19 protein-coding genes are annotated in these 15,709 nt (G+C 71.4%); 7 read left to right on the top strand and 12 right to left on the bottom strand.

Annotation, left to right across the window (positions count from 1 at the left end; all coding sequences use genetic code 11):
• Positions 1–46: 46 nt before the first annotated feature.
• On the top strand, positions 47–1,405 hold the full coding sequence (locus ACFYM2_RS08290) for an MFS transporter (RefSeq protein WP_388834438.1): 1,359 nt from the start codon (positions 47–49) through the stop codon (positions 1,403–1,405).
• Positions 1,406–1,888: 483 nt separating this feature from the next.
• On the opposite strand, the gene infA is transcribed toward ACFYM2_RS08290, so the two are convergent.
• From infA to ACFYM2_RS08270, 4 genes are all read right to left on the bottom strand, one after another.
• On the bottom strand, positions 1,889–2,113 hold the full coding sequence (gene infA, locus ACFYM2_RS08285) for a translation initiation factor IF-1 (protein ID WP_388834436.1): 225 nt from the start codon (positions 2,111–2,113) through the stop codon (positions 1,889–1,891).
• A complete protein-coding gene (locus ACFYM2_RS08280) occupies positions 2,110–2,904 on the bottom strand; it encodes a GNAT family N-acetyltransferase (protein ID WP_388834434.1) in 795 nt (264 codons plus the stop codon). The genes infA and ACFYM2_RS08280 overlap by 4 nt, the downstream gene beginning before the upstream one ends.
• A gap of 299 nt (positions 2,905–3,203) precedes the next feature.
• The gene (locus tag ACFYM2_RS08275; RefSeq protein WP_388834431.1) at positions 3,204–3,464 is read right to left on the bottom strand and encodes a hypothetical protein; all 261 of its coding nucleotides are present in this window, start codon (positions 3,462–3,464) and stop codon (positions 3,204–3,206) included.
• A 73-nt stretch (positions 3,465–3,537) separates the two neighbouring features.
• Positions 3,538–3,837, bottom strand: a complete 300-nt coding sequence (locus tag ACFYM2_RS08270) for a hypothetical protein (RefSeq protein ID WP_388834428.1) — start codon at positions 3,835–3,837, stop codon at positions 3,538–3,540.
• A gap of 292 nt (positions 3,838–4,129) precedes the next feature.
• Here ACFYM2_RS08270 and ACFYM2_RS08265 point away from each other — a divergent pair, with 292 nt between their 5' ends.
• Positions 4,130–4,552 (top strand): hypothetical protein, encoded by a 423-nt coding sequence (locus ACFYM2_RS08265; protein WP_358994127.1) that lies wholly within the window; start codon positions 4,130–4,132, stop codon positions 4,550–4,552.
• 160 nt (positions 4,553–4,712) lie between these two features.
• On the opposite strand, the gene ACFYM2_RS08260 is transcribed toward ACFYM2_RS08265, so the two are convergent.
• Entirely contained in the window at positions 4,713–5,351 is a 639-nt protein-coding gene (locus tag ACFYM2_RS08260; protein WP_358994125.1) for an SMI1/KNR4 family protein, read from the bottom strand.
• A gap of 115 nt (positions 5,352–5,466) precedes the next feature.
• Between ACFYM2_RS08260 and ACFYM2_RS08255 the strand changes: the two genes are divergently transcribed.
• The gene (locus ACFYM2_RS08255; RefSeq protein ID WP_388834425.1) at positions 5,467–6,021 is read left to right on the top strand and encodes a GNAT family N-acetyltransferase; all 555 of its coding nucleotides are present in this window, start codon (positions 5,467–5,469) and stop codon (positions 6,019–6,021) included.
• A 155-nt stretch (positions 6,022–6,176) separates the two neighbouring features.
• Here the strand turns inward: ACFYM2_RS08255 and ACFYM2_RS08250 are convergent, their stop codons facing one another.
• A complete protein-coding gene (locus ACFYM2_RS08250) occupies positions 6,177–6,791 on the bottom strand; it encodes an antibiotic biosynthesis monooxygenase (protein WP_388834422.1) in 615 nt (204 codons plus the stop codon).
• A 279-nt stretch (positions 6,792–7,070) separates the two neighbouring features.
• Positions 7,071–7,790: a class I SAM-dependent methyltransferase gene (locus ACFYM2_RS08245; RefSeq protein ID WP_358994116.1), complete on the bottom strand. Its 720-nt coding sequence runs from the start codon at positions 7,788–7,790 to the stop codon at positions 7,071–7,073.
• A 595-nt stretch (positions 7,791–8,385) separates the two neighbouring features.
• Here ACFYM2_RS08245 and ACFYM2_RS08240 point away from each other — a divergent pair.
• Positions 8,386–8,838: a hypothetical protein gene (locus ACFYM2_RS08240; protein ID WP_388834419.1), complete on the top strand. Its 453-nt coding sequence runs from the start codon at positions 8,386–8,388 to the stop codon at positions 8,836–8,838.
• Positions 8,839–8,908: 70 nt separating this feature from the next.
• Here ACFYM2_RS08240 and ACFYM2_RS08235 read toward each other — a convergent pair whose 3' ends face one another.
• Positions 8,909–9,508: a YdcF family protein gene (locus tag ACFYM2_RS08235; protein WP_388834415.1), complete on the bottom strand. Its 600-nt coding sequence runs from the start codon at positions 9,506–9,508 to the stop codon at positions 8,909–8,911.
• Between the two features lie 153 nt (positions 9,509–9,661).
• Positions 9,662–10,078 (bottom strand): CBS domain-containing protein, encoded by a 417-nt coding sequence (locus ACFYM2_RS08230; protein ID WP_350228462.1) that lies wholly within the window; start codon positions 10,076–10,078, stop codon positions 9,662–9,664.
• Positions 10,079–10,315: 237 nt separating this feature from the next.
• Here ACFYM2_RS08230 and ACFYM2_RS08225 point away from each other — a divergent pair, with 237 nt between their 5' ends.
• From ACFYM2_RS08225 to ACFYM2_RS08215, 3 genes are all read left to right on the top strand, one after another.
• Positions 10,316–10,795, top strand: a complete 480-nt coding sequence (locus ACFYM2_RS08225; RefSeq protein WP_388459982.1) for a hypothetical protein — start codon at positions 10,316–10,318, stop codon at positions 10,793–10,795.
• Positions 10,796–10,950: 155 nt separating this feature from the next.
• Positions 10,951–11,529 carry a dienelactone hydrolase family protein gene (locus tag ACFYM2_RS08220; RefSeq protein ID WP_388834412.1) on the top strand — a complete coding sequence of 193 codons (579 nt, stop codon included), beginning with the start codon at positions 10,951–10,953 and terminating at the stop codon, positions 11,527–11,529.
• Between the two features lie 49 nt (positions 11,530–11,578).
• Complete coding sequence (locus ACFYM2_RS08215) at positions 11,579–12,079, top strand: hypothetical protein (RefSeq protein WP_388834409.1); 501 nt, start codon at positions 11,579–11,581, stop codon at positions 12,077–12,079.
• Positions 12,080–12,197: 118 nt separating this feature from the next.
• Here ACFYM2_RS08215 and ACFYM2_RS08210 read toward each other — a convergent pair whose 3' ends face one another.
• From ACFYM2_RS08210 to ACFYM2_RS08200, 3 genes are all read right to left on the bottom strand, one after another.
• Positions 12,198–13,112, bottom strand: a complete 915-nt coding sequence (locus ACFYM2_RS08210; protein ID WP_388459979.1) for a hypothetical protein — start codon at positions 13,110–13,112, stop codon at positions 12,198–12,200.
• A gap of 160 nt (positions 13,113–13,272) precedes the next feature.
• Entirely contained in the window at positions 13,273–14,229 is a 957-nt protein-coding gene (locus ACFYM2_RS08205) for a GNAT family N-acetyltransferase (protein WP_388834406.1), read from the bottom strand.
• A gap of 88 nt (positions 14,230–14,317) precedes the next feature.
• Positions 14,318–15,676 (bottom strand): MFS transporter, encoded by a 1,359-nt coding sequence (locus ACFYM2_RS08200; RefSeq protein ID WP_388459977.1) that lies wholly within the window; start codon positions 15,674–15,676, stop codon positions 14,318–14,320.
• Between the last annotated feature and the right edge of the window lie 33 nt (positions 15,677–15,709).

Below are 15,709 nucleotides of genomic sequence, written 5' to 3'. Positions count from 1 at the left end.
GTCACCGCCGTGTTCTGACGGCCGTCGGCGAGGTCGGGGGGCCCGTATGACCACGACCGAAGTGACGCGACGGCACCGGCCCGGGCTCGCGCTCGGAGTGCTGGCCGGGGCGCTCGCCCTGGATGTGAGCGGCCTTGGCGTCCTCAACGCCGCGCTGCCCTCGGTCGGGGAGCGTTTCCACCTCGACGAGGTCACGCTCCAGTGGGTCATGATCGCCTACGCCGTCACCTTCGCCGGTTTCCTGCTGGTGGGTGGGCGGCTGGCCGACGTGTTCGGCCGACGGCGGGTGTTCGAGTGCGGCATCGCCCTGTTCACCGCGGCCGCGTTGGTCGGCGCCGTGGCACCCGACACCGCAATCCTGCTCGGTGCGCGAGCGGTCCAGGGCATCGGCGCCGCGCTGTCCGGTCCGGCCGCGCTGGCCCTGCTCACCGAGGTGTTTCCGGCAGGCCCGGCACGCAACCGGGCGTTCAGTGTGTACGCCGCCGTGGGCGCGGCGAGCTTCAGCGGCGGGGTGATGCTGGGCGGCGTACTGACCCAGTTCTTCGGTTGGCGTTCAGTGCTGTGGTTCTCGGTGGCGGTGGGGGTGGGGGTGCTGTCGGCGACGCGCGCCGGACTGCCCGGAGGTACCGGGCGGGGTGGCCGGCTCGACCTGCCCGGTGCGATCGCGGGCACGGCGGGCCTCACGCTGCTGGTCGTCGGCGCGAGCAGCCACGGCGCGCTCGCGTGGGGCTCGCTGTTCGGCGCGGTGGTGCTCCTGCTGCTCTTCGTCGTACGCGAGCACCGCACGCCCGACCCGGTGCTGCCGCTCGGTCTCTTCCGGCTCTCCTCGGTGCGGTCCGCGAGCCTCGCGGCGTTCCTCCAGTACATGGGCTCGGTCGGGATGCTGTTCTTCGCGCCGCTGTATCTCCAGGGGATGCTGAAGTATTCGCCGGTCGAGTCGGGCATCGCTCTCGTGCCGATGTCGGCGGCTGTCTTCCTGACCGCCAACTTCGCCACGGGGCGTCTGCTGGCCAAGTACACACCGCGCACGCTGATGGTGGTCGGGCTCGTCATGATCGGCGTGGGGACGGCGTTGTGGATGAGCACGCCGCACCAGGGTGACTATGTGGTGCATGTGCTGCCCGGCCTGGTGATCAGCGGGATCGGACAGGGGCTGAACTTCCCCTCGATGACGTCCGCCGGGCTCACCGGCGTCGCGCCGGAGCGGCACGCGGTCGCCGGCGCGGTGAACGTCGTGGCCCAGCAGATCGGCGCGAGTGTCGGCGTGGCGGTCATGGTCCTGGTGGCGGCGACCAGCGACGACCAGCTCACCGGCTACCACCTCGCCTACCTCGTGGCCGGGGCCGCGTGCGTGCTGGGGGCGGCGGTCATCTCGATGACAGGACGGGGTGACCGAGCTGCCTGACGTGCCGTCAGTTCGCCGACGTGGCAAGGCTACGGAGACCGAGGTGCGGGGGGTCGGAGTCGCCGGAGGCGGACGTGGGCGGCGAGCCGGGCGCGGCCCGGTCCGGCCGCCCGGCCATGGCCGCCCCCAGCGCACGGGGGTGAATCTCGACCACTACGCCACCGTCGACATCCCATCCTGCTCGCCGCCGACCGCAGGGGAGCGGCTTGGTCGTGCGACACGGTGGGTGGCATCGCGGGTCGGTCCCACATGTACGCGCTGGACGGGGTCCTCGACGCCGAGCAGCCGGCGGGCCTTCGCGGCGGTGACCACCGGCTCCGGAGGGCACGCGGTGCACTTTCGCCCACGACGGCTTGGCGGCGCCGCGGTGGGGCGCCGGGCCGGGACCCCGGGGGCGCTGCCGCCGGAGTCCCGGTCGGGGACCCACCACCCGCCGGGGCCCCGCGCGTCAGAGCGTGCGGAACGGACCGACCGTACCGACCGTCAGGTGCGGTACCGGAAGGTGATCCGGCCGCGCGTCAGATCGTACGGCGGGAGCTCCACCAGCACCCGGTCCGCCAGCACGATCTTGATGTAGTTCTTGCGGATCTTGCCGCTGATGTGCGCGAGCACCTGGTGGCCGTTCTCGAGTTCCACGGTGAACATGGTGCTGCGCAGACACTCCACGACTCTGCCCTCGACTTCGATGACGTCCTTGTTCCTCGTCATCGCAGTACCAGTTCCAGGTTGCTGCTCACCGGTTGGGCACCCATACCCTCGAACAGCGCCGTCGCCGCCCGGTTGGACTCGTGGACCTCGGTCCACGCCGCGCCGCACCCGGAGCGGTGCAGCGTCCCCAACGCGTGGGCGAGGAGCGCCCGCCCGATGCCACGGCGCTGCTCACCGGCTCTGACCGCGACCAGGCCGACGCGTGGCCGTTTCACCCTCACGACGCGGATGAGACCGAGACAGCGCTCCGGCGTGGCGGCCACGGCGTACTTCGACGGGTCGACGATGGTGTCACCCTTGGGGTGGTCGATCACTTCCGCCGGCATCGACTGCCAGCCGACGGTTGCCTCGACTTCGGCCCGGATGGCGCGGTCCACCTCCCGCAGCGCCCGCTCGTCCACCTCGCCGCCGGGCACGATCGTCACGCCCTTTGGCAAGGGCGGCGCTTCGAGCCCGGTGATCCCGGGATCGGTCGGCACGACGTACTCCCACTCACGGCGCCGGATCGTGAAACCGGCCCGTCGCCAGCTGTCCGTCACGGCCATGTCGGCTTCGTCGACCACCGTGTACAGCGGCCTCGGCAGGGCCGCCGACATCGCCTCGGCGAGCCGGTCGAAGGCGGCGTCGTGCCAGGCGTCGACGCTCACGAACATGCGCCCGTCGGAGCGGTGGTGCGTATGGCCGCGCCCGATCACCAAGTCGTCATCGAGTGCGTGCCATTGCCCGTCAGCGACGCGCGTGATCAGCACCGCGTTCCAGCTCGGGCCAGGGGTGAAAAGCTTTGTGTTCATCGGAGTTCCTTCCAGGAATGCCTACATCTCAGGCGCTCCTGGCGACACCGAGTGTCAGCCGCCGGACCGTGACGGGGTGAGGGAGCGCCCTTGAGTCACTGTGTTCACGGGGCTCACCTCCATACGACGATTGCACGGTCCACCGCGAAAGTAGCAGCGGGCGCATCCCGGCTCAAACCCTTTTTGACGCAGGTGCTTTGACGCGGGCGCTTTGACGCAGGTGTGACGCGCGTGGGGACCGGGCCGCGTGCGGCCGCCCGGTCCTGGTCAGCTGACGCGGCGGTTGGTCCGCCGCCGCGTCAGCTGATGCTCACGTTGCCGCGCAACCCCACACTGTCCAGCCCCCGGCCGAAGCAGGAGCGGACGTCGGTGGTGGGCAGGGCCCGCGCGGTGACCCCGTGGCCGGCGAAGGTGCCCGAGTGGATCCTGCCGCTGAGGAAGGAGTCGAGGGAGGAGTAGCCCTGGGCACCCGTCGCCGTGGGGACCAGGGTGGAGCGGCCCATGACGCGGCCGTGTCCGTCCGGATCCGAGTACCAGGTGATCGTCGCGGAGCCGCGCACGTCCGAGACCCGGGTGCAGGCGGCGTGCCCGCTGACCTGGAGGGCGAGCCGACCGGAGCGGATACCCGACTGTTCACCGCCGCAGTCGTCCAGCCGGATGGTGCCGCGCGCGGTGATGTGACGGGGGGTGGCGGAGACGGCGGGCGAGAAGGAGACGGGGCATGGAGGGGGAGGTGCGCAGGACGCACCGCAGCGTGGGTGCTGCGAGGGTGGTGGCGGCGGAGATGGTGGCGGCGACGCGGCGGTGGGTGGCGGCCGCTTCGGTGACCAGTACGGTGCTCAGCAGAAGCAGAGCGCTGGCGAGGACAGCTGTAACCCGCGTCGTTCGGCGGCGCGAGACGCCTGTGGGGGCCGTGGGGTGGCTGGGAGGCATGGGCGTTCTCCTTCGTGGGCGAGTACGTACGGATGCGCACGCACATGTACGGAGGGTGTGCGCGACGCACGCTAACGACTCTTCCGGCTACCGCCAACTAAATCGTCACTTGTTCGGCCTAGGGGTGTTTGTCCCATGGCTGGAGGCTGTTTTGTCGTGAATCTGTAACGGCGCGGCCGGGACGCAACGCGCCGCGCGGCAGCCTCATCTGGCAGGACAGCAAGGCGCGTTGGGCGGTTTCGCGAGGACGCGGAGCCGCACCGCGCGGGGGATCCCAACGAAGGGGAAGTCCATGACCAGGACGAAGAAGACCGGGTTGAAGGCGCGCGGCGGACGGCTGGCCGCGGTCGGCGCGCTGGGTCTCGCGTCGGTGGCTCTGGCCACCGCGCCGGCGTTCGCCAAGGGCGCTGTGGAGATCACGGCGCCGCACACGGCTCAGGTCGGTAAGACCATCACCGTCACGGCGCACGGCGGCGACGACAGCGCCGGGCTCCTGCACCAGCTCTGCGTGGAGGAGAACGGGTTCGGCGAGGGGTGGCACCAGGAGACGTGCAGCACGCCGGCCAAGGGTGACGCGCGCGTCACCGCGGCGGGCGCGTCCGCGCGCCGGGGCGACCTGCGGTTCCGTGCGGTGCTTTACGGCCTGACCAGCCGGCACGACCAGAAGCCCGTCCGCCTGCACGCGTCCGACGTGGTGACGGTGCACGTCCGCTGAGCCCGCGGGATACGAGGGCAGCGCAGGTCTGAACCGGATCTGGACCGGATCTGCACCGGACCGGCGTCCTGTGGGGCCGCCACCTTGTGTGGCGGCCCCACAGCGCTGCGGCGGCCGCGCCGCGAGCCCGGGTTGCCGGGGGCGCGAGGTCAGGACGGGCTCAGGTCCGTATGGCCCATTCGAGGCAGCGGTGGTTCGTCTCGTCCTCGTAAGGGGCGGGCCAGTAGTACAGGAAGGAACCGCCCGTCTCCAAAGCGTCGGCCAACGAGCGGAAGAGCTCGGTCAGGCTGGTCGCCCACAGGGTGCCGTCCAGATCGCCGGATCCGATGCCCATTTCGTACACGTAACCGTAAGTGGGCCCGGGCCGGTGGTCGACGAAGGCGACACCGCCGTCGTTCGGCAGCGCGAACGGCACGCAGCGACGCAAGTTGACGGCCAACGCGTCCTCAGACCACAGGTCGGCTTCGATGTTGTCCTCGCCGACGTCCACGAGGTCGTCGTACGCCATCGCCATGTCGTCCACCCCGCAGAGCCGGTGGCCCAACGGAAGAAACGCGCCCGCAGGCAGGAATTCGCGCGAGCCGGGGACGACGGCGGGTTCGCCGGCCCCGTCGTGCTGTTCCAGCAGCGCCTTGAGCTCGGGATGCAGCGGAAACCCGAGCCGAGCCTCCATCTCGACCATCCGCTCGGGCCGCGCGGGCCCACGCAGAAGCGCGTGATCGGCGGGCGAGTTCACCCGGAGCCACGATTCGAGCCGCGACCACTCACGACGGAACGCGTCAAGGTCTGTATGTGCCATGAGCCGAAGGTAACCGCCCCCACTGACAATGAGCTCCGGGGTGGGGCTCGGAACGAGGTGGACCTGCGGAACTCTCGTCGGCTGCGTCGGGCGGCCGTGCGATAGCTTGCCGCGCATGACTGAACCGGGATCCGCCACTTGGTTGTCGTCCCCGATCCGGAACGCCCGCCTCGTGCTCCGTACACCGGAGGCTCGGGACCGCGCGGCGTTCATCGAGCTGTTCGCCTCACCCGAGGTGGGCGTCTACGTGGGTGGCCCACGCCCGCGCGACGAGTTGGAGCGCGCGATGCCGGACGTACCCCTGAGGCGCCCGGGACTTTTCGTGGCCGCGCTCGACGGCGAGATGATCGGCATGGTCACCCTCGATCGGCGCGAGTCCGAGCGGCCCGGGCGCATGGGGCCGGACGTGGGGGAGGCCGAGCTCGGCTACATGTTCCTGCCGGAGGCGTGGGGGCGAGGGTACGCCGCCGAAGCGTGCGCGGCGGTACTCGACTGGTTTGCCGACGAGCGCCCGGACGCACCGGTGGCCCTCCGCACCCAGACCGCCAACAATCGCGCGATGCGCCTCGCGGCCCGGCTGGGGTTCGTCGAGGTGCGACGGTTCGAGGAGTGGGGGGCCGCGCAGTGGATGGGCGTGTGGTCCCGGCCCGGGCGGTCGAGGCCGGCCTGAGGTCGGGTGCGACCAGGTGGGCCGAGGGGATGGGCGGTCCCTCGTTGGCACCCAACACCCTTTGCTGCGAGGGTAGTTGGCGTCCGACCGCGAATTCCAGTATCGGCTGGCTGCTCGCACCCGCGCGACGGCCACTCCGAGAAGGCGGGCCTTCGTCAGTCTGTGGTGGGCCGGGCTTCCGAGGGGAGAACGTGGTGGCTGCGGTCATTCAAGAACGAGTGGTGCAGGGCGTATTGCCGCGACCCACCGGCATGGTTGTCGGCCGCCTCTTGCGCTGCGGCATCGGCCCATTCCGTGAGGACGAACGCGCGCCGGCCGTCCGGAGTCAGGTGGATGTGTGCGCCGAGCAGGCCCGGCGCCGCCGTGGCCACGTCGTCGGCGAGGTCCGTCGCCACCACGGACAGCCCGAAGACGCCGGGCTCGTGCTCCGCGTCGTGGACCACGCTGCGATGGAGGCGGGTCCGGTTGAGCCCCGGGCGGACGATGCCTGGCACGAGGGTGTCGACACGATTGACCATCCCGGCCCGCCGGGCACGGACCCACGTGAGGTGGTTCTCATCGCTTGTCCACTGGGCATAGAAGAGGAGGCCGGTGCCGTCGGTGGAGAGGAATATGTACTGGGCCAGGAGCGCGGAGGGCATCTCCGCTGCGGCCCACTCGCCGATCATCACGTCGGCGGCCGCGCGCGAGCGCTCGGGGGTGCCGGTGTGCCACTCACTGATCAGAGCGGTTCCGGCGGCGGGGTGGACGAGGTCCAGGAAGTGGGTCATGGTCGCCACTCTCGTACGTCAACCGCACTTGAGGTCAAGCGACCGGATCCGTTGCGTGGACGGTCCCGTTGCGCGGCCGCCGGCCCGGTCGGCCATCCGCAGAGTGGTGTCGCATCCGCCGGCCGCCATGCGCTCCGTGAAGAGGTTGATGCCCTCGCTCCATGGGCCACCGCGGATCCGGGCCGGCATCTGGCCTCGACCCGGTCGCAGGAACGCGGACGCTCGCGGTCAGCCTGATCGACCGATCCACGTTCCACACGGCGACCGGCGAATTCGGTGTCAGGGGCGGCCCGCGACGAACCAGCGGCCGGGGAGTTCCACCGGGGTGCCGTCGGGATGGGTCTCGCTCATGGTGAGGGCGGCCGCCCCCTCGTCGAGAACGGTGAGACCGGCCGCGCGCAGCAGGGCGGCGACTTCACCCTCGGCCACCTCACCTGGGTGCAGGTCGTGTTCTTTGACGCGGCGCAGTTTGGGTGAGGGGCCGCCGGGCCGCGCCGCGACGGCGGCGATGACCTCCTTGGCCTCCCCGGTCGGTTCCAGGACGAGGGCGCGTCCGTGCGTGCCGACCAGTTGAGCGACGGAGGCCGCCACGGCGGGACGGTCCTCCGGGTCGCTCTGGTGCAGCACGGCCCGCATGTAGACGTTGGTATCGCCGAGTCGTTCGTGCAGGTCGTCGGCCTCTGCGGGGTTGGCGAGGTTGAGCTGTTCGTACGTGGCGATGCCCTCCGGGTCGGCGCGGCGGGCGTGGGCGACGGCGGCCGCGGATAGGTCGACGCCGACGGCGCGGGCGAAACGGGTGGCCAGGAAGCGGGTCTGGGTGCCGTTGCCGCACCCCAGGTCTGCGATCGGCAGGGAGCGGTCGGCGTAGGGGTCGAGGTGGTCGAGGTCGCGCCGCGCGCTGAGGGCCGGGTCCGCGTCCCAGAAGGGTTCACCCGGTTCGCCCGAGCTCTCCGCCCAGAACCCGTCCCAGGCGGTGCGGTAACGGTCGGACATGGTCATGTGGGTCTCCTCGTGGTGTGCGGTGTGCGGTGTGTGTGCGGTGCATGGAATCGGCGGCGTCGGCTGGCGTATGGGGGGCCGTTCCTGGGGGTTACCCGGACCCCGGCCCGCAACGCCACACGGAAGAGGTGAGGCGGCGTGGCGCGCATTGACGTTTCCGGCCCACGCGCTCCCAGGCCCTCGTCCGATCCGCATGCCCTGAAGCCGGCAGCGCAGGACGCCATGCGCCAACTGGGTGATCAGGCGACGGTGTTGCGGAAGCGTACGGCGGCACGTTCCTGGTGACCTCCCCCGCCCACGGCGGCACGGCCGTACGAGCCACCTGCCGCTGTGGGGGCGCGGCCGCTCTGCCGCCGAGCAGCCCGGGCTGGACCGACGAACTCTGGGACTTTTACGAGGCGTACGAGAAGAGCGAGCCGGTCAAAGGGGCGGCGCCTGCCGGAAGTCCCTGCCGGACAGGTTGCCCGGTTCGAGGCGATGTGGGAGCGCAGCCAACTGTCCGACTCCGCGCATAAGTTGCTGAGAAACCCTCGCGAGCGGGTGGAAGGAGGCGGCCTCGCGGACCCCGTAACTGCCCGCGTATACGGCGGGCGTTGTGGACCGGCCGCTCGGTCCCGTCCCGGCGCACGCCGCACTCGAAGCGTTGCTGCCGCCGACCGCGCTCCTCGTGCCCGAGCCGGCGCCCCCGTGGACCGCTGGCTGGGACGAGCGTGACGAAAACGACGGATTCCGTCCCGACTGGCTCCAAGTCCGCCGGCTGGTACGCGAATTGATGCCGACGCCGAAGAGTGTTACGCGGGAGCGAATGGCGGAGGCCGAGAAGGAGTGCGGGGCGCTTGGACTCGACGGACTCGACGGGGGTGAGGGGGACTTCGCGACCCTGTGGACCACCCGGACCGGGGCCTGGCTGGCGGAGGAGATCTTCGAGGGTTTGACCCGCCTCTGCGATGTCATGGATCTCGAACCCCGGTTAAGGGATTTCGCAGAGGAGTACGTACGACGCGGCATGACTGTCGAAGCGGCACGCGCGTTCATGCTGGCCCAGTGAGCCGGGGGCCGGAGGGCTCGGGGTCGGCGCCGCGGCCTTGGGGAGGCGGCTTCCCCGTTCCGGCGGTTCTTTACGGCGCGGCCTTCCGTTCCTCGGGTCCGAGGCCGCGGAGGGACCACCAACCGTAGAGAGCGAGCAGGGGTTTGCCGATCATCCATTCGCCGGGCCGGTGATCATCGGCCCGCACCACTCTCTCGGCCAGATCGGGGCGCTGGCGCCGCAAGTACGCACGGGCCTTGAGGGCGTGCGCCGGCTGCGAGGCGAATTTGATGCGGTCGACGTCCTCCAGGAGCGGAATGACGTTGGTGATGTTCTCCCATGTCGTGGTGCTGCGGTCCTCGAGCAGTACGGTGCCGTCGTAGCTGAGCGCCGCCTTCGCGTAGTCGGCCATCAACTGGGCCTCCGGGGCCCCTGTGCCGGTGACGCCACCGCTGAAGATCACGCGCGTGGAGCCAGGACCGTCAGCGGCCACGGAGCGGATTCCCGCGCGTACGCGCCAGCGGTTGATGAAGTTCGCCGTCGGCTGCGGATTTCGGAATCCCAGCACGACCACGGCTTCGGATGCGCCCGTACCGCTTCCCACAAGAGCCCGGGACCAGCGCCAATTGACCCACTCGCCCCAAGCCAGCGCCGCAGCGCCGACGATCGCCAGCCCAAGCCTTCGTCGCATGGGGCGACTTTAGGGCACGGTGCGTGGGACTGACGAGACGCGCATCGCCTTGCCGAGGGCGCGCTCTGTCCCGGATGGTGCGGGCCCGGTCGCCCGCCGCGCCGCGTCAGCAGACGGGGGTACCCGGGCCTCGGCTCCTGGTGCGGGCGGCGGTCAGTCGGTCGACAGCGCTTCGAGGAGGTCGCCGACCTTGGGGTCGCGCAGGGCGCGTGCGACGTCGGCCTGGGCGACGATGCCCACCAGGGTGTGGCCGTCGATGACGGGCAGCCGGCGGACCTTGTGCTCACTCATGGTGCGCAGGATCTCGTCGGCGTCGTCGTCGGCGCCGATGGTGACGGCCTCTCCCTGAGCGAGGTCGCCGGCCTTGACCGAGGCTGGGTCCTTGCCGGCGCCCAGGACCTTCACCACGATGTCCCGGTCGGTGAGCATGCCCTTGAGCCGTTCGTCCGTACCGCAGATCGGCAGGGCGCCGACCCCCAGCTCGGTCATCTTCTTCGCGGCGTCGAGCACGGTTTCCTGGGCGCCCACGCACTGGGCACCCGCTGTCATGATCTCGCGTGCCTTCGTCATCCGAGAGCACTCCTTCGTCTTTCATCCACGGATACGGCCCGTCCGCAGCCGCGGCCGGACCAGGGCACTGCATGGGTGCCCCGCGCTCCCGTCGGATAACGGCATCCGCCGCACATCAACCCGCTCGCCTCCTTATGGATGGCCGATTCCTGGCACCTCATGTGCGGGTGGCCGTCCTTCATGGATCATGGCGAAACCCCCTGGTGCCGGCGGCGCGGTTTGGCCAAGCTGTGGCGCATGGACTGGATGCCCCTGCTCTCCACGCTCACCGGTGCCGTGATCGGCATCGCGGCCACGTTGTTCGCCGACCGCAACCGTTGGCGTCGGGAGGAAGCCAGGCACGTGCTGGAGGTGCGGCGGGACGTCTATACGGAGTACGTTTCCGCCCTCAAGGCCGCCGGTGAGGAGATTCGCGCCGTCGCCCTCGGCGACCACAGGTCCGAGGCCGCACGGGACGCGGCGGTGCGCGAGGCGGTGCGTGGCACCGGGATATACACGGCGAGCGAACGGCTCTGGCTCGTGGGCCCCTCGCAGGTCGTGCAGGCGGGGAACGAGGCGTTCCACTGCCTGCGGGCGCTCCGTGACGCGTACGCCCGTGGGGTGGCCGTGGGCTCGGCCGACGATCAGCCGCTCATACAGCGACGGCGCGAGGCCATGGCGAAGATGCGCCGTCTCATGCGGGAGGACCTGGGCATCGGGCCCCTCGCGATCGACTGACCCGCCGCCGTCGCGTACCGACGGCCGTCCAGTACGTCCGGCGAGGGAGGCCGTAGGTGGCCCCAGGGGCCGTGGGGGCGGCCGTGGGTGATGTCAGTGGTGGGGGTCATACTCGTCTGCGAAGTCATCGGGCGCGGCGGCACGAGGGGAGCGGCATGGCTGAGGTGCTGGTTTTCCACCATGGGCACGGGTTGACCACCGGTGTCCGCGCGTTCGCTGAACAGTTGCGAGCGGCCGGGCACACCGTCCACGTCCCGGACCTGTTCGAGGGGCGGGTCTTCGACAGCCTGGAGGAGGGCGTCGGCTACGCCGAGAGCATCGGGTTCGGGACGATCGTCGCGCGAGGGACCGCCGCAGCCGAGTTGTTACCCCACGACATCGTCTACCTCGGGTTCTCACTCGGTGTCCTGCCGGCGCAGAAGCTGGCCCAGACTCGCGCCGGCGCGAAGGGCGCGGTGCTGTTCGAGGCATGCGTGCCGGTCTCGGAGTTCGGTGGCGGCTGGCCCCGGGACGTTCCGGTTCAGATCCACGGCATGGAGGCGGACCCGTTCTTCGCGGGGGAGGGCGACATCGACGCGGCCCGCGCGCTGGCCGGGGCGGCAGCGGATGGCGAGCTCTTCCTCTACCCAGGTGACCGGCACCTGTTCTCCGACAGCGGTCTGCCGTCCCACGACGAGCGGGCCACGACGCAAGCCATCCGTCGGGTACTCGCACTCCTCGACCGCGTCACGTAGTTGGGCACAAGAACGCACCGACCGGCACTGGTGAGAGGTATGGAGAGACGTGACGCACCAACTGACGGCATACGAAGCCCTCGTCTTCCCCGACTACGGCGCATTCGAGCTCTTCGACGCGGACTGCGACGCCCATGACGACAACACCCTGATCGCACGGGCACGCGCCGACGTGGCGGCGGGCAACGGGTACGAGGTGCGGATCTGCTGTGTCCAGGCGACCCACCGAGTGAAGCTGCGCATCGAGACGTGGACGGGGGAACCACCCACGCCGGAAGGCTGGGAGGGCCGGCGCGACCTGCGGATGGAGCTGCCCACCGGCCAACTCGTCATATCCGAGGGGACGATGGGGGCGCGATGCGTCACGGTCCCGACAGGCGATCATCACGCCCGGGTCTTCTATCGCGGGCGTGAGGAAACCCGTGGAACCACCTCGTCACCGGCCCAGGAGAACGAGCTGTCGCGGCAGGAAGGCGGGGAAGGGTTGGAAGGCACGGAAGAGTACCTGGTTCGTCTGTGGCCCGAGACGCCGTCCCGCCGCGTCCCCTGAGTACCCCTGACCGGGCCGAACCTCGCGCACCCGGCGAGGGAGTACGCCGCCACCGCCACCCGACGCCGGCACCGACGTATCCGCGCCCACGCGGGACGCGCCTGACGCGGCACCGGCATTACGCCGTTGCGCGGTCCAGCACGATTCGGACCACGTAGGGAAGCACCTCGGTGAGGCGCGTGTCGTGGTCGAGGAGGATCGCGGCAGGAGCGTGGCCCTGGGAACGCAGGGCGTCCAGAGGGTGGGTCCACTGGGGGCGGGGAGGTGGGCAGAGGGCGGGTTGTTCCTGGGCGCGGGTGATGGCGGGGACCGTCCGGGGAACCCAACTCCCATACGAGCGACCAGCATTGAGGGACTGGGTGCGTTCGGTGGCGGTACGGGTCGCGGCCGCCAGGGTAGGGCCCGTCGCGATGACGGTGTTCGGCGACGGGGACGAGTCCGGGCGCCCGTGCGGCGCGTGAGCCGGTGCGAACCGTACGGCGCAGGCGGGCAGCGACAGCAGGCCCGACAGGTCGTGCGCGACGAACTCGCCCTCGGCGCGCGTGGCGTGGTGCGGTGCCGTAACGGAGCGGGGCCCGGGAAGCGCTGCGAGGGGCGCGGTCGACTCCTGTGTGCCGCCGTTCTCCTCGACGCCGGCCAGGCGCAACGCGGGGACGCGGGTGACGGGGGACGCCAAGCGGTCGGCGAGCAGCGCCTCGCAGTGCGCCGCCAGGCCCGATTCGAGGGCGTCCACCCAGGTGAGGCCGGCCGCGAATCCCACCGGCTCGCCCGATCGCGGCCCGGGCACCCGGTGCAGCGCGCCCGTTGCCAGATCCAGCGCCCAGGCCGCGGGGACGGGGCGCCGGGCCGCGTACGCGGCGAGTTCGGCCAGCACCGCGCCGGCGTCCATCGCGTCGTGCAGCACTCCCGGCAGCGACCGCGCCGCCCGGTCGAGCAGGGTGCGCACGTCGAGCTCGGGGCCGCCGGCCCGGGACACGAACGCGGCCCGGGCCTCGGTCTCGGTAGGGGCGAGGGCCAACTCATCGATGCTCATGTGCGGTTGTTCCTTTTCCGAATCGTCCGACGCGTATCGGTGCCCGTACCCCTGTGCCATTCCTGTGGTCCATGGAAGCGAGGGGGGATATTCACCGGATACACGCCGGATCTCGGCCACCTGTCGACGGCCCTCGCGCCCGTCGTCCGCGCCGGGAGGTTCAGGAGGCGGAGAGCACCAGGCGGCAGGAGTCGCTGCGGTACCCCACGCGTTCGAAGGCCGCCGCCATCGGCGTGTTCGTCGTGTCGGTGTCGGCGCGGACGAGTTCGGGGGCGGTCTCGGCGACCAGGATCCGGGTGATCTCGCCCAGGATCTCGTCCGCGTAACGACGGCCCCGGTGCTCGGGCAGCACGCCCAGATACCCGACCACCGGGCAGGTGTGATTGCGCGAGGGCAGCCCGAAGCCCACGACCTCGCCGCCCGGGGTCCGCGCGACCCGCCACCAGGACCGGTCCCCGGGCATCGTGTCGCGGTAGAACGCCACGTCGTCGCGTGCCTGCTTCTCGGTGCCGACGCGGTCGGCCTCCTTGCGGGACATCGTGTCCAGGGTGTCCCTGAGGACCCGGTGGAACAGGTCGACGAAGACCTCGTCGTCTGGCTCGGCATCGAAGACCAGGGCGCCGGACGGCTCGGGAAGACCCGCCCCGGGGGTCCATTCGTAGCGCAGCCGCTCAAGACTCGCGCCAAGACCGGCGCGTCGGGCCGCCTCCTGGCGCCAGGCCACGGCCGCTACGGTGTCGGGCCGGGCGCGCCAGTCACCCGGCAGGAACAGGTGGTACTCCGGCGCGACGTCCGCTCCGGCCCCCGCGTAGGCCGTGTGCGCGGCGGCGAGCAGCCGCGCGGCCAACGGGGCGCGCTCGGCGGCCGGCACCGACGCGTGGACGAACAGGCCGTCCAGAGCGCCCGGTTGGTCCTCGTCCGGGCCGCCCCACCACACGGCGAGGGCGAGCGGCGCCCGGCCCGAACCGTCGTCCGCGATCCAGGTCCACTCGGGACGGTACTCACCACGGGAGACGCGGGAGGTGTAGGTGTCGGCGGTCATGGCGCTTGCCGGGTCGGCGACGATGAGCGGCAGGAAATGGTCGAGGTCCGATGCGGTGGTGGGGCGGAAGAGCACAGTGCCTCCGGGGTGATGACGGTGAAGTGACGGGCGCGCCCGGCCCGTTCGGGTGGACGCGCCGGCTTGGAACGTATGCCGGATGAGCCTAGGGGGCGGCGGTGGGCGGGCTCGCCGGCGTAGAGCGCGTGGCGGCCGCCGGTACGGGAGTGGTGTCCTCGTCCGCCGGAGGAGGCAGGGCGGCGATGGTGTGGCGCCGGCCGATGAGGGCGATCAGGGCCAGCGTCAGACCCGTACAGCACAGCAGCAGGGCGCTGCCTCGGTCGCGGGCGGTGCCGAGGAGGCGGCCGACGGTGGAGGCGAGCGGGCCGCCCGCGCCCACCAGCGGCTCGCAGACCCGCGAGGCGAGCGGACCGGCCAGCAGGAAGCCGAGCATGGTGCCGCCCTGGGTGAACATGCGGCGCAGGGCGAAGACCCGGCCCTGCGCCTCGGCGGCCACCGCGGACTGCCACAGGACCTGAGCGCAGCTGGTGACCACCGGCAGGCCGAGGAAGAACATGAAGGCGGCTCCGGCGAGCAGGACCGGGCGCGGATGGAGACCCGCGAGCAGGACCGCGCCGCCGCTGAGGACGGTGGCCGAGGTGATCCAGGGCATGGGCCGGCGTGGCGGACGGCAGAGCGACATGGCGACACTGCTGACCGCGAGGCCGAGGCCCCCGCAGGTGCTGACGAGGGCGACCGCCGCGTTCTGTTCGGACGGCGGGGTGCTGGAGAGGACCAGGGGCAGCAGGAGCGCGGTCGCGGTCGCCTCGGCCGCGTTGAAGACGGTGACCACGCGCAGGAGGTGGCGCAGGCCGGGTTGCCCCGTGAGCAGCCGCCTGCCCTCGGCCAACTCCGCCCGCCAGCCCGGGCGTTGAGCGCCCGGACCGCTGTCCGCCTCGCGGTCGCCCGGCTCGGGGAAGCGGGCCAGCACCACGGTGAGCAGTCCCAGCGCGAACGAGATGACGTCGATGACCAGGACGGCGCGCAGCCCGCCCACGCCGAGCAGGGTGGCGGCGAGCATCGGGCCGAGCAGCTGCGCCACGGCCAGCGCGGTCTGTGTCATCGCCCCCGCCCTGCCCCGCTGTTCGGGCCGGACCATGCCGGTGACGGCGGCGGCGAGCGCGGGCCACTGGAAGGCCGCGCAGCAGGATTCGAGGACGGTGACGGCGTACACCTGCCACACCGCCAGGTGCCCGGTCGACTGGGAGAGGGCCATGGCGACTGCCGCGAGCAGCGCGGCCGTGTCCGCGCAGAGCAGCACGGTGCGGCGCCGGTGGCGGTCGACCAGGACACCGGCGGCCGGTGCGGCCAGCATGCCCGGCGCGAAGCCGAGCAGCAGGCCCGTGGCGAACTGCGTGACCGAGCCGGTCTGTTGATAGATCCACAGGCCGAGCGCGAAGCCGGAGATGCTGGATCCGAGCGCGGTGACCAGCCGTCCGGCGCACACGAGGAGGAAGGTGGTCATGATGCCTCGGTGCGGCGTCGGACGCCTCGCGGG

Origin of the sequence: Streptomyces sp. NPDC006711 (genome assembly GCF_042869775.1) — a bacterium.
GTDB lineage: Bacteria > Actinomycetota > Actinomycetes > Streptomycetales > Streptomycetaceae > Streptomyces.
Note: the sequence above shows the minus strand (reverse complement) of the source record. Positions and strands in the feature narration are given on the sequence as shown.